Source organism: Sphingobacterium sp. UBA7855 (assembly GCA_002500745.1).
In the GTDB taxonomy this organism is placed as follows: domain Bacteria; phylum Bacteroidota; class Bacteroidia; order Sphingobacteriales; family Sphingobacteriaceae; genus Sphingobacterium.
The window spans coordinates 77,256-91,592 of record DLST01000015.1 but is presented as its reverse complement, the minus strand read 5'-3'; the positions used below and the strand labels follow the sequence as shown (position 1 = coordinate 91,592).

The window sequence follows — 14,337 nt, the reverse complement described above, 5'->3', positions numbered from 1 at the left end:
TCTTTAAATTTTAAATACCAAAGTTTAAACCAAAGGAAATCGTACGGATTGTGGGGTAATTGTACAAGGAAGAGGAATAGGGGTCGCGGTGTTTAAATGGTGCGACAATCGTCCATAGGTTATTACCCGACAGCATCAGCTTGAGCGAGCGTACATTGATCTTATCTGTAAAGGTTTTAGGGACACTCCAGTTGAACACCATATTGTTGATCCGGATGGTTGTGGCATCTTCTGCCCAAAAGGTAGAATTCCACTTTTTCATCATTGCAGCATCGTCATATCGTGGGAATTTTCCATTGGGGTTTTCCAGCGACCAATGGTCTTCCCAAAAACTCGGAACATTCACGAATGCAGTAGGAGCGGTCATGGCTTGGGACTCATAAAATGCTTTTCCGCCAAATACGGCCCTGAAATTGGTGTTTAAGGAGAATGATTTATAAGCCAAGCCAACGGTGATCCCTGTTGAAAAAACCGGCGATGTATTATCAAACATGGTGGTTAGGTCTTTTTCGGTGATCTTCCCATCGCCATTGGTGTCTTCGTATATGGTCCAGCCGACCTGCGGTACTTTGCCATCGATGGTATAGTTGGGGTTTTTGACCAAGAAATTATCGACTTCCTGTTGTGTGCGCAACATATCTTGATAGATCAGTCCATAATTTGAACTGTTGTATTTACGGGAGTCTGTCCCCATTTCCACCTTCCAGTCTGGATAGGAGAAATCCCATAGTTGGAATTTGTTGAAATACATTTGGGTGGTGTAGCTTGCCGAATAGCCAAAGTTCATATTTGTGGAAAGTTTGAATCCGTTGGAGAAGGTGTTTTGGTATCCCAAGGAAAATTCGGTACCCCAGCCTCTTCGTTTCTGGTAGTTGACGACTGGAGCTTTGAATCCGGCGTACATCGGGAAATTCTCGTCGTTACCTTTGTCAAATACATCGTACGAGTTTCGGAGATAGTATTCGAACCCAAAGCTCAGTTTGTTGTCAAACCAGCGGGATTCTATTCCGAAGTTAAACGTACGGTGTTTCTCCCAGGAGATATCGGGATTGGCAATAATGGTTGGGTTGAGTGATGCGACGGGTGTTTCGCCGTAGAGATAGCCTGTATTGACGAGGTCGACACTGAACCGTTCTTGCCATAGTCGTGCTAATACGCGATCTTCACCTACCAGTCCATAGTTGGCTCGTAATTTTAAGTAGCTGATATAATTGAGGTCTTTAAAAAATTGTTCATCACTGACCACCCAACCCGTCGCTACCGTGGGGAATACCCCCCAGATATTACCTTTCGCAAAATTGGAGGAGGCATCTACACGTGTAATCACCTCAAGGAGATACTTTTTCTTGTAATCGTAATTGAGCCGTCCAAAGAAGGATCGTTTGACGGCTTCGGTAATTGAACGGTCGGACCGCGTGAAAGTTGATTGGTCAAATGCCCAATATTCATCTAAATTTAGCAGCTGCTGATTGGTCCAGTAAGCTGATAATCCTTCTGCATTGGAAGCCGACTGTTCTGCACCCACCATGAGGTCAAGACTATGCTTTCCAAAAGTATTTCCATATTGTAATACGATATTTCCCTGGTAACTATTTCCTTTGCCCAAGGATGGTAAAATCCTTGTCTTGCTACCATCCATACGAAACACTTTGTCTACGGTGTTGGTGTAGAGCTTGTTGTTGTTGCCTGTGCGTACAAACTCGTATAGATCGTAAGCTGGGAGGTATTCTTGGCCACTGGAAGATGTTCCCGAATTGGAGATCTGTACGCGGGCACTGAATCCTTTGAGGTATTCTGGCGCATAGTTTAGGGAGGCGTTAATGCTATAATTTGCGTTACTGCGTTTTTGGTAATAGCCTGAGTTGATAATTGCCAGTGGATTGGTATTGCTATTGGCATTGATGTTACTGAAGTTTACCGGTAGGCCATCGATCTGTATGGGTACCCATTGCGGCGTCGTAATCAGGGTTTGATAGAAGTTTTGATCGCGGTCGTCGGATAGGCTATTTTGGCTATTGGTCTTTGTATTGTTTACATTAAACGCAACATCAGCTTTTAAACCATCAATAATTTGTGTGTTGAAGCCGGATCGGAAGGAGTATTTCTGTTGGCTCATACCTGCATAGTTACCGTCTTCTTTTTGATAGCTTCCGCCTGCAAAGAAGGTTATCTTTTCACTTCCGCCGGAAATGGATAGGTTATGGCGTTCCATTTTAGAGGGTTTCCAAAGTTCGTCATACCAGCTTTTATACGGATTTGTTTTTAAATAAGCTAAGTCTTCATCCGAAAAGAAGTCTGTGGGTTGGGCATTATTGAGTGTGTAGGTTTCGTTCAATAATTTGGCGTGTTGATAGGCTGAAAGCATTTTTGGCTTCACGGTAGCGTCTGAGATACCGAGGTAACCGTTGTAGGTGAGCTGTGTCTTTCCTACTTGCCCTCTCTTGGTGGTGACGAGGATAACCCCTTTTGCTCCGGAGGCACCATAAATGGCTGCCGATGCGTCTTTAAGAATCGAAATGTTTTCTACCATGGATGCATCCAGGTTTTCAAAGACATCGGATGATGAAATAATACCGTCAATAACATACAGTGGCTCATTGGTTACTCCTTGCAATTTGGCTTGGTCTGAGGCGAAAGCATTACGAACGTTAAGGGTAACTGCTGCGCCTGGCCTGCCCGAAGACTCACTGACGCCCAATCCTGCAACGCGGTCGCGTAAGGCTGCGGCAATGTTGGCTGCCGGGATGTCCTGGATTTCTTTTGGGTCGACAGAGGCCACGGCCCCCAAGACTTCGCGTCGTTTTTTTGTGCCGTATCCGACCACGACAACCTCATCTATGCTGGTATTGGATTCGAGTCGGATTGTGATATTGGTTTTGCCTTTCGTGTCTATTTCTTGTACTTTATAGCCCACATAGCTCACAACAATAACTGTATTGTCTGCAGGAAGGTTGATATGGAACACGCCATCTTCTCCTGTTTTTACGCCGGCTTTGCTGCCTTTAACCAGAATAGTTGCGCCGTGGACGGGCTTGCCGTCTTGATCAAGCACACGACCGGTGACACCGGCAAATTTTGTGGATAATAAACGTGGCGAATTTGTTGTTGGTAATGCAAAAACCGGAGCTGGCGAGAGCGCAAGCAGGGGGTAAAGAAGCTTGATACTCCGCTTTAGCACGGATTTTTTGAAAAATCGATAATTCATACATTTAACTTGTTTATAATAGGTTTTAAAAAGCGTTTTAAGGCAGATTAATTGGTTATCGTGCAAGCCTGAACAAGTTCGTATTATCCACTATTGTATGTGGACGATATTCCATTAAAGAATCGTTTTGTAACAGGTTTGTTGGGTAATGATAGCGGTAATTTTTTAATCAACTGTCCTGAACTGTTGGCTTGGCTGTAAATGTAATGAGCGTACTTAATTAAAAACATGTTTTGGAATGGCCCAAATAAAGGGAATATATATATAAACTTTTACTAAATATTTTAGTTTTTTTATTATTATATTTGTATTAATAACCAAAAACTTAAATGATCATGTCAAGATTAAAATTTATTGGTAAATATGTTGATCCCAGTACTGACTTTGGCTGGAAGCTTTATTTCGGGCGAGAGGAAAATAAGATTCTTTTAATCGAATTCCTCAATAGCTTATTTGAAGGTGAGAAAATAATTTCCGATTTATTTTATAAGTCTATAGCGTATGACGGTGATCAAGAAGATATGCGAAGGGTTGTTTTTGATTTACATTGTGTCGGTACAGATGGAGAGATATTTATTATAGAGATGCAGCAATTATTTCAGGAATATTTCAAGGATCGCGCTATCTATTATACGTCACGTTTGATTAATAAGCAATTGTTAAAGGGGAAGAAGAGTAATGATTACTGTTTACCTGTGATTTATTTTATAGGGGTTTTAGAATTCAAACTACATGGGGAGAATGAGGCTTTTCTTTTGCGGAAGACTGATCGTCCTTATTTCTATGATGTCGCATTATGTGATAAGACAACGCATGAAATCTTTTGAAGGTCTCGCGGAAGGAGAGCATAAACAGGCTTTGGAATCTGCTCGAAAGATGCTAGCGAAGGGCTATAACAAAGCGGATGTTAGTGATATTACCGGTCTTTCTATTGAAGAAATTGAGAAACTTAAAATGGTTTAGTCATTTTGATCTAAGATCTAATAGGTGCATGGTTTTTAAGATTAGTTAATAAGAGATTTTGTCTTTATATAAGCGATGTATTTCTACTGTAGGAAATACATCGCTTTTTTGTGTCTATCACTTTTTTATTGTTGGCCCATGTACAATGAGTTTGCCGTCATCTGTAATTTCCATCGGGTCTATAAAAACCAGTCGTTGATGCCCTGTTGCTTCGGTGCGGCCATGATAGACACAATACCGCTGCTTGCCATCCCGCGAATAGGCCATACTATTGTGACCAGTACCTGTTACCAGCCCGTTTTTTTGTAAAATGGGATTGTTTGACGCTTTTTTAAATGGACCTAATGGACTTTTCGAAGTGGCATAACCAATTGCATAATTTTTGCCATCGAAATTGTTTGCTGAATACATCATGTAATACGTGTGGCCTTCTTTAAAGAGATAAGAGCCTTCTGTCCACCGCCGATTTACCTCTCTGCTGGTTACCGATCTGCTCTCCCAATCGTCGGAAACACCCATTTTTAGTGGCGGACGCAACAGTAACTTTGGCTCGCCAATGATACCGGAAAAATCAGGTTTAATTTCTACACCATACACCCAGCTTTCTTCCACTTTGTCATACCAGCCTTTGTTTTTCGCCCAGGTGGCCACCTCACTTTCGACCGGATGTTTGTAGCAGCATCTGGAATAATAGAGGTAAACCCGGCCATCTTCAAACCAAAGGTTGGCATCGATAATAGGATAGCCGGGATCAAAAATTGGCCGGTCATAGCAGTCGATAAATGGCCCCGTGGGCTTATCTGATACGGCGACACCGATTCTGAAATTCTCAAGTTCTTGCGTCGGGTTATCTTTCCATTGCGCACTGTACAGCATGTAGTAACGGCCATTCCGCAGGTATACTTCAGGGGCCCAAAATGCGTCTATTCCCCAGCCATTTTTATTGTCGTGATGATAAACCTGCCCTTCAAAGGTCCAGTCCTGCAGGTTGGTGGATGAATAGGCTCCAAAGCCTTTGTCTACATCGCCGCCGGTGCCATACATATAATATTTCCCATCGGAATCCGTCAGGACGAAAGGATCACCGAAAGCGATTGGTAAAGGATTTTGTATTACGGTCTGTCCCTTTAACACAAAAGATAATAGTAGGATAAATAACAATAGGGGAAGTGATCTTTTCATCGTCATGTATAATTGGTGTTAAATTCTTCAAAAGAAGTCAAAATTTCATTCCATTTTTGCTCAATCTTTTGTCGTTTTGTCTCAAAGTAAATAGACTTAGCTAACAATTTCTTGATTTAAACCGTCCTGTCCCATTTTTTGTTTGACACAGCTATCTGCTGTCCGCAGTGTCATCACATTTGCTCTTGTCATTTTTTGGTACATTTGATTATATTTGAAAGAACCGATTGCCAACATAGATTATGTCTTATCCTACTTTTTTTGTTTGGCTGATCCTGCAGTTTAGCGTGGTTGTTTGTCATGCCCAATATTATTTCAAGCACTATCAGACGCAGGATGGACTTCCTCATCAGGCTGTTCGCTCCATCTTGCAGGATGGCAAAGGCTTTATGTGGGTAGGTACACGTGCAGGTCTGTGCAGATTTGACGGCTACAATTTTAAGCTTTGCGAAAATAAAAATGATCCTTTTAATAACATCGGCAACAATGTAATCAATACCTTGACCGAAGGGCAGCCAGGAATACTATGGATTGGCACAGGAAAGGGAATGTACCGGTACGATACCATTGGTGAGGTGATATCGCCAATAGACCTGATCCCTCAGCTATATATCGAACAGGTCATAGCCAATGGGGATGATATCTGGTTTATCGCCAATTCGTCGCTATGGCGCTATAGCATAAAAAAGAACGTGGTCAAAAATTATCAGGTGCAGACTACGGCTTTATTTTTGGATGGTGCCAAAAATCTGTGGACGGGTAATAAGCAGGGCGAAATTCGTATTTTCGACCCGCGTGGGGTGCTTGTGAAAACCATGAAAACGGTGAACTTGAACAGGCCTTCAAATATGAATACCATTAGTGCTATTTTTCCGCTTGATGACGGTGCTGTGCTCGTTGGATATTTTGGGTCTGGGCTTAAGCGCTATGATTTGGATAAGCGAACAACGGCGACGATTGTGCATAGTGTAAAGGGCGATAACGCTATTTTTGTACGGGATATCTGTAAGGGAAATAATGGCGATTATTGGGTCGCAACAGAATCTGGAGTATATATCTATAATCCCAACATCAAAAAATGCCGCCACCTCGGCAAGCGCGCTGATGACCCGTATGCGATGACGGATAACGCGGTATATAAGGTGTGCAAAGATAAAAGCGGGGGGATGTGGTTGGGTACTTTTTTTGGTGGGCTGAACTATTGCTCGCTTGAAAACGCACGTTTTCGGAAATACTATCCTATTGTGGGACAGAATTCGATATCGGGATATGCTGTCCGTGAGCTAGTTCCTGATCGGGATGGTCAACTCTGGATTGGCACGGAAGATGCCGGTCTCAATAGGTTTGATCCACAAAGGCAACTTTTTAAGCACTATCCAACAACAGGTGAAAATGCACTTTCCTATCCGAATATCCACGGTCTGCTCGCTGTGGGAAATGATCTTCTGGTGGGGCCCTTTCATCGGGGATTGGAGATTATGGACATCCGGACAGGGCTAATCCGTCAGCAGCATCGTGCTATCGGTCTGCCCGCTGAATCTGGCAACGATTTTGTTTTGAGCATCTTTCAGACAAGTGACAGCACGATATTAGTGGGTACAGCTTATGATGAGAACGCCGGCCTGTTCAGGTACGACCTCAAAAGAAAGACTTTTGATCGCATCAATCATATCCCTGGCCGTCCTTATGTGCTGAGCATCCGGGAGGATAGAAATGGATTTATTTGGGTGGGCACCATGTCGAACGGTGTTTATTACTATCATCCCAAATCGGGTGTACAGGGGAATATCCGATTTGGGAGCAGTACTAAAACAGGTCAGATTCCCGAATTTCCGGTATATGGTATCCACGAAGATAGCATGGGGTCGATGTGGTTTGCGACGGAAGGTGGTGGGCTGATCCGCTTAAGTCGAGACCGAACGTCAACTAAAAGATACGATACTGCAGCGGGATTTCCGACCAATGTGTATTTTAGTATACTGGAAGATGATTTTCAAAACCTTTGGATAAGTTCTTTAAAGGGGCTTTTGTGTCTGGATATCAAAACGGAGACCTTTAGAAACTATCATCAAGCCAATGGATTGATCACTGATCAGTTTAATTTTTGTTCGGCTTACAAAGACCGGTCTGGTAGCTTGTATTTTGGGTCAGTAAAAGGGCTGATCGCCTTTGACCCCAAAGATTTTTTAAACACTGGACCGCGCCCGGCTTTATTTATTACTGGCCTGGAGATAGATAATAAAGCTATCCATCCTGGTATGGATAAAAGCCCCATCAAACGTTCGGTAGTGTATCTCGACAGTATATGTTTAGCTTATAACCAAAATAACTTCAGTATCGAATTTGCTGCGCTCAATTATGCTTCTCCGGCGGTTACCAGATATGAATATATGCTGGAAGGGTTAGCTCAAAAACGAACAATTCTTGCCAGCAATAGAAAGGCCTATTTTACGGATATACAACCGGGCAAATATATTTTCACTGTGCGGGCGAAAAGTAATACAGGCAGCTGGAGGAGTATTGAACGTAGGGTTGTCATTATTATAAAGCCGCCATTTTGGAAAACCTTTGCCGCATACAGCTTTTATACTTTACTGGTAATCGTGCTTTTGGTTTTGATCGCTTTATATTACCATCGATGGACTATTCGAAAAAATGCAGCGAAACTTATGCGGTTTGAACATGAAAAGGAGCGTGAAATTTATGCGGCTAAAATTGAGTTTTTTACGCATATCACGCATGAAATACAAACCCCATTAACGTTGATCCTCGGGCGGGTGCAGGGTATGTTACGAAAGATTACGGATGGTGACACTATTCGTAAAAACTTGTTGCAGGTTGAAAAAAATACATTGAGACTGACCGAACTGACAGCGGAATTGTTGGATTTTAGAAAAACAGAATTGCATCAATTTGGGCTCAATTTTGTGAAAACAAATATTGTTGACTTATTAAAGGAAGTGACTTCTTCTTTTGAACAGATCGCCGAACAGAATAATATCCGTTTGAACAGTACTTATCCCAAGGATGATGTCATCGCTTTTGTCGACCGTGAAGCCACGGTAAAAATATTGAACAATCTACTCTCTAATGCTATTAAATATGGTCTTACGTACGTGAATGTGCACCTGGCAGATCCAGATATCGAGAAAAATAGCTTTAACATTGCGGTGGAAAATGATAGTGAACCTATTCCTGATAAATATGCAAAAAAGATCTTTGAGCCGTTTTTTAGGCTAGAAAATAGTCTTGGATTTGGAACCGGGATTGGTCTTTCGCTGGCCAAGTCGCTCAGCGAGCTGCATAAGGGTACGCTCCAGCTTATTGAAAGTGGCGGTAGCCTTGTTGTATTTGAATTGGTGCTGCCGCTACGGCAGGAAAGGGAGTTTGAACTTAGCAGTTGGAAAAAAATCAAATAATTATGAGACAGCACATATTGATTATTGACGACAATTTAGAAATTCTGGAATTCTTGTCTGAAGAATTGAATGAAAATTATTGCACACACACCGCTGACAATGGTGAAAGTGCAAAACTTATCTTGGATAGCGAAATGATTGATCTGGTCATCTCGGATATTATGATGCCGGGAATAGACGGTTTTGAACTCTGTAAATTCATCAAATCGAATCTCAACTATTGCCATATACCGGTACTATTGCTGACTTCGAAAAATAGCTATACGGCGCATATTGAGGGGCTTGAAGTAGGGGCCGATGCGTATGTACAGAAACCTTTTCCTTTGGAGCTTTTATTGGTGCAGGTAGACAATCTGCTAAGAAATAGGGTCAATGTAAAAACTCATTTTGCTCATGCTCCGTTTGAAGATGTCCGTTTGCTTGCGCCATCGAAGCTGGACGCTGAGTTTTTGCACAAGCTGGATGCTTATATCAAAAAAAACTTTAGGTATCCGGAACTTGGTATTGATGAACTTGCTGAACATATGTTGATGAGCCGGCCTACATTTTACCGAAAAATAAAGCAGCTTTCTGCGCTTTCGCCCAAGGAGCTTGTCGATAAAACGCGTTTAAAGAAAGCGACTGAACTCATGGCGCAAAATGAATATAGTTTACAGCAGATCGCAACCCTAGTAGGGTATAGTTCACAGAGTATCTTTAATAAGAACTTCCAAAAATATTATAAGGTATCTCCATCGGCTTACCTGAAGTCAATGCCGAGATCATGATTCAATATAACTATAGGGGATTAAAAAGGGGCAATCCAATAATTTTGGACTGCCCCTATAGTTTCAGTAAACATCATTTAGGGTATATTAATCACTATTGCGGAATATGCCTACTTCCGCCAGGCCGGGTTGCTGTTGATTGTCGTACCCTGACTTAGGGATAAGTTTGAAATAGCGAAATTGCTTGGTCTGTGCAAGGTCGATAAACTGCCGCAGGAGATTGACATCGCTCAAGGTAAAGGTGCCCAGGTTTTCCCAGTTTTGATTGTCATTGCCGACATGAATTTCCAATTCTTTGATCTTTCTGTCGCCATCTTTTTGATGGATTACAAAACCATCTACGGGTTGGGCTGCTCCGATGTCGATGGTAAGGTAATGGTCGGGGTACTTTGTTGGATTGACTGAATAGCGGGTTATCCATATGGAGTTGATATTGTCATCGATCACTGCGGCAGCCACCCGGTTGTTATTGGGTTCTTCGGAACTGAAGCCAGCGACCGTCCACCCTTTCTTGGAATATATTTTCCGCCATTTTTCTCCTGCTGGACGCTTTTGTTTGAGTGCAGGATTGGCCGGTAGACCGAAGTTTGGGGAGCCATCTGTATGCCAGGAAAATCGCTGGATGTAGGGTCTGCGTGTGGCATTGCCGTCGTTGGCTACATTTCGTGCGTGATAAATCATCCAGTTTTCTTTTCCATCAGGAGATTTAAAAAAACCGTTGTGTCCGGGACCATAAATGCTACTTTCGGGTCTCATGGAAAATACGGGATGGTTGCGTTTTGTCCAATCTGCTGCCTGTAGTGGGTCTCCGTCATCTTTTAGCGCGAGTAGGCCTAGGCAATAGCCGTCGGACCAGTAACCGCTGCCTGAATAGACGATATAGACTTTGCCCTGTGGATTGATCAACACCTGGGGGCCTTCGTTGATTGGATTTCCGTTTTTCTCCCATGCGTAGGTGGGCGTGGCAATCATGACCTTTGGTCCTGAGATTGTCCAGGGGTTGCTCATGGGCGCTATATAAATGTTTTGAGGCGGTGCGCCGGCATTCCCGCCCGACCAGATCATATACATCTTTCCGTCATGCCGCAAAATGGTTCCGTCAATGGCCCATTCGCTTGTGCTATCGGAAATCTTACCTTTCATTTCCCAGTTGCCCTGAACGGGGGTGGGAGAAGAATTTTCGAGCACATACATTCTGTGGTTGGCATTGCTGCCATTATCTGCCGCAAAATAGAAGTACCATTTACCATCGATTTCATGCAATTCGGGTGCCCATAAATTTTTTGAATAGGGCTGATCTGCAGGAGGGGTATAGACTTCATATCGACGTGCGGAGGCGAGTTCGGACATGCTTTTGGTTTCGAGGATAACGAGCTTGCTTCCCTGAGTATAGGTATAATAGTAAGTACCATCTTTTTGGATTACCCAGGGGTCGGGACCTCCGGGCATGAGTGGATTGGAGAAGGTACTATCTACCACTACTGTATCGTCTGCAGTAGAATCTACAGGTTGGGTATTGCTTTTTGGGATGGGCTCTAACTCGTTTGTAGGATTGGTTTTTTGACAGGCAGATACCCATAACATGCTGCTCATCATAAAATAAAAGGTCACGGTCATTCTTTTCATGGAAGTGTTTGTTTAAAGATTTTCAATTGGATTGCATCGTTTGTTTGATCAGCATTTGCCCGGATGTATGCTACCACTGTATGGCTTGGTCTTCATCGGGAATAAGGGTGTTGCGTGATCGTTCCATTGTCATGCTTCCTTCTGCGCGGTAGCGCACGGGCACACCGGGCATGGTGGTGATATCGTCATATTTGTATTTTAGGTTGACGGTGCAGTACTGTTTGACCAAATATTTTTTGGTGGCATCTGCGATTTCCCTTAATTGGTACGTAGGCTGCCCGAGCATTTCAAAGTTGATGGATTTGTCGGCGGCATACACATGAAGGGTACCCGATTTGATACCGTTAACATCTTCCGAGGGTTCCATAAACTCCATGATAATCTTGTAACGGCTACGATCTTCTGATTTCTCTTCCAGCACTCCGGCGTAGAAAAATACTGCTTTTTCGTCTACCACCCACGATGTTCTGACGCTAGATACAAGTGGGTTTTTAGTTTGCCCGTCGGCATAGACATTCATGGATGTGGCTGAATAATTGCCCGAATAATTATTAAACGGTTTGACATAGAGCAATGCTTTGCGCCATCCTTTGCGCTTGTTGGTCACATAGGAGGGGTCTTCCTGAATGGACAGTGGAAGTACATAGCGTTCGACAAGATCGAGGTTGTCAAATTTAAATTTGATCGGATAATTTTCGGTATGTGCTCCTTTGGGAATCAGGCAGCTCTCCTTGGGCAGTTCAAAAAACTGTTCGGGAAGCTGTTTAAAATATAAGTCTTTGCGGTACTGATATTTTTCCTGGTTAAAAGTGGCTAGTGTATCGCTATCTACAGCTACCTTGACATAGCGGTCTTTGTCGTTCTCGCGGGAGCCGCTCAGTATGATAGGCAATTTGTAGGTAACTTCGCCGGTCTTGTTGTAGCGCAGATACACTTCAGATACACCCTCACTTCCAATTGGGGCTTTAAAAGACACCATCTGTGTATAGAGTTCTTCCTCCCATTCATCGTTGCACCCCGTTTGGAACAAGGCCAAGACTAGGGTTAAAATATAGATATAAGGATTTTTCATGTGTTTTTTTTTAAATGCTTAAATAAGTATGCAATGTCGATTGCGGTATTTTCTATCTAATTCTTTTTGGCTGGTTTAACTAATCGAAAGAAGGCCATCCCGGTGCCTGCGTCATGCGTCTGTTTTTGCGGAGCTCATCCCAGTCGACGGGCCAGAAGTACATTTTTTTAGAAAATATAGTCTGGAGTTGTGGTACGCGCACAGGGGTATAGAATAGGTCGGCATTGTCTTTGGTCATATACACATTGTAGCCGTAGATCTGTTGTGCTTCATCTATTGGAGCATCTTTCCATCGGCGTAAGTCATAGTAGCGCTGATTTTCGCCCAGCAATTCGATCTGCCGCTCACCTTTGATTTGGCGGCGTAACGCTGCCTGATCGGTATATATGGCGTTGTCATAATTGGGCACTCCGGCGCGGATACGGACCATACCTATACTGTTTTTCATCTGATCGATATTTCGAGTGATCTGATGTGTAGTTTTGCCGTCCCAGCTAGCAACCATATAGGAACCATTGATCTCATTGAGCGCTTCGGCATACATGAGTAGGAGGTCGGCATACCGTATGGCAATCTCCACTTTGGGGTATATCTTGCCGCCATTGCCTGTGGCATTATCTTTTGGGTTGACAAATTTCATCATGCCTATCCCCGTAGGTAGCCAGCGGTCTCCATTAATCATGCCCTCATTTTCACCCCGATAATAGAAGATCTGCTTGTTGGTGACATTGGATAAGTTGGAGGTGGCGCTAGACATGGTCCACAGCGTACCACTATAGGCCACTGAAGCGTAAAATCGCGGTTCACGATGGGCAAAATCTTTCCACACATTTTCCAGGAGTGGCTTGAATTGATCGAGTTCAGCCTTCTGCACAAACATATTTGTTCCGTATTTCTGCCGGATTTGCTGTCTATTAAATGTGGTTCCGTCATTCATGGTGTAGGCATCACACTGTTTTAAGGTAATGCCATGGCAGTTGTATCCGCCGCCCACCTGGGGCATCTGATGCCTTGTCAGCGCGATAATGCCGTGGTTTTCATCCGTTTGATTTTCGCCTCTGGTGAAGATCATTTCTGGATTTTCGGCCGCATATAGATCACCGTTAAATACGGCGCGATAAGATTCGAAGGGATCAATATTGGCCCATCCTTCGGGAAAGTTCTTTTCGGAGTATTCGGGATGATGTGGGGGGGTGATGGTGGCTGGATAGTCGGTAGTACCTTTGGCTTTAAAATCGGCTGTATACAGCTTGTATGCATTTAAATCGATCACATCTTTGGCCGCCGCTGCTGCACGGGCCCATTTTTCTTCGCTGTATTGTGCCGAAATTAGCGCCCGGCCTTTATCATCCGTAAAGTCACTCATTTCTGCATTACCATTGGCCAGGGGGCTTGCCGCAAACAATAATGCTTTGGCGCGTGTGGCCAATGCTGCTCCACGTGTAGGACGGGCGATGTTGCGGTTGTCACGCTTCAAGGGCAGATCTTGCGCTGCCAGGGCCATTTCTTCGGCAATAAAGGTGGCGACTTCATCGTAGGTGTTGCGCGGGTAGGCTAGTTTGTCATAGCTTTCGTCGTAGTCTACACCTTTATCTGGCATAATCGGTACTGGACCATACTTGCGTAGGAGTAGCCAGTACAGGTAGGCACGGATAAAGCGTGCCTGCGCCTTATAATCTGCTACCTGTTTTGGCGTGAAAGTTCCGCCTTCAGCCATGCTATGTATCATGACTGAGGCTTGACGGATTCCGCCATACGACTGTGCCCACGATTGGCGCTGCCAGGTATAATCGTACTCTCCAAATTTGAATCGCCGGTACTCATCGCCGTTGCCTCCGGCGGATTCATTGTAGAACATATCGTCCGAGTAGTTGGAGATGGTATAATTTCGGTGGCCCATTTCGAGGTTGTAGTCCAATAGTTTGTTGTAACAGTTTCCGAGCCATTGCTCCGTATAATCCTTGCTTTTAAAGATGCGATCTTCGCTCTGTCGGTCATCAAAAAAATGCTCGACATCCAGGTATTTGGAGCAGGAGCTGATGGATAGACATAAACTGACGCTGAGCAGCAAGGGTGCGAGTAGTGTTATTTTCTTCATGTTTC

General features: G+C 43.7%; 9 protein-coding genes. 4 read left to right on the top strand and 5 right to left on the bottom strand.

Going from position 1 to position 14,337, the window contains the following annotated elements; translation table 11 throughout:
• Positions 1 to 10 precede the first annotated feature (10 nt).
• Positions 11 to 3,205 (bottom strand): SusC/RagA family TonB-linked outer membrane protein, encoded by a 3,195-nt coding sequence (locus B2107_RS12905; RefSeq protein WP_293956070.1) that lies wholly within the window; start codon positions 3,203 to 3,205, stop codon positions 11 to 13.
• A 335-nt stretch (positions 3,206 to 3,540) separates the two neighbouring features.
• On the opposite strand from B2107_RS12905, the gene B2107_RS12900 reads away from it, so the two are divergent.
• Together B2107_RS12900 and B2107_RS12895 are read left to right on the top strand one after the other, a co-directional pair.
• On the top strand, positions 3,541 to 4,032 hold the full coding sequence (locus B2107_RS12900) for a PD-(D/E)XK nuclease family transposase (protein WP_293956069.1): 492 nt from the start codon (positions 3,541 to 3,543) through the stop codon (positions 4,030 to 4,032).
• Entirely contained in the window at positions 4,019 to 4,168 is a 150-nt protein-coding gene (locus B2107_RS12895) for a hypothetical protein (RefSeq protein WP_293956068.1), read from the top strand. Before B2107_RS12900 ends, B2107_RS12895 begins: the two co-directional genes overlap by 14 nt.
• 117 nt (positions 4,169 to 4,285) lie before the next feature.
• Here B2107_RS12895 and B2107_RS12890 read toward each other — a convergent pair whose 3' ends face one another.
• Complete coding sequence (locus B2107_RS12890; RefSeq protein WP_293956067.1) at positions 4,286 to 5,350, bottom strand: glycoside hydrolase family 43 protein; 1,065 nt, start codon at positions 5,348 to 5,350, stop codon at positions 4,286 to 4,288.
• 242 nt (positions 5,351 to 5,592) lie between these two features.
• Here B2107_RS12890 and B2107_RS12885 point away from each other — a divergent pair, with 242 nt between their 5' ends.
• Both B2107_RS12885 and B2107_RS12880 read left to right on the top strand, forming a co-directional pair.
• Positions 5,593 to 8,769, top strand: a complete 3,177-nt coding sequence (locus B2107_RS12885; RefSeq protein ID WP_293956066.1) for a ligand-binding sensor domain-containing protein — start codon at positions 5,593 to 5,595, stop codon at positions 8,767 to 8,769.
• A 2-nt stretch (positions 8,770 to 8,771) separates the two neighbouring features.
• A complete protein-coding gene (locus B2107_RS12880; RefSeq protein ID WP_293956065.1) occupies positions 8,772 to 9,536 on the top strand; it encodes a response regulator transcription factor in 765 nt (254 codons plus the stop codon).
• An 87-nt stretch (positions 9,537 to 9,623) separates the two neighbouring features.
• On the opposite strand, the gene B2107_RS12875 is transcribed toward B2107_RS12880, so the two are convergent.
• From B2107_RS12875 to B2107_RS12865, 3 genes are all read right to left on the bottom strand, one after another.
• On the bottom strand, positions 9,624 to 11,162 hold the full coding sequence (locus B2107_RS12875) for a family 43 glycosylhydrolase (protein ID WP_293956064.1): 1,539 nt from the start codon (positions 11,160 to 11,162) through the stop codon (positions 9,624 to 9,626).
• 70 nt (positions 11,163 to 11,232) lie between these two features.
• A complete protein-coding gene (locus B2107_RS12870; protein ID WP_293956063.1) occupies positions 11,233 to 12,234 on the bottom strand; it encodes a DUF4973 domain-containing protein in 1,002 nt (333 codons plus the stop codon).
• 79 nt (positions 12,235 to 12,313) lie between these two features.
• Positions 12,314 to 14,332 (bottom strand): RagB/SusD family nutrient uptake outer membrane protein, encoded by a 2,019-nt coding sequence (locus B2107_RS12865; RefSeq protein ID WP_293956062.1) that lies wholly within the window; start codon positions 14,330 to 14,332, stop codon positions 12,314 to 12,316.
• Positions 14,333 to 14,337: the final 5 nt, after the last annotated feature.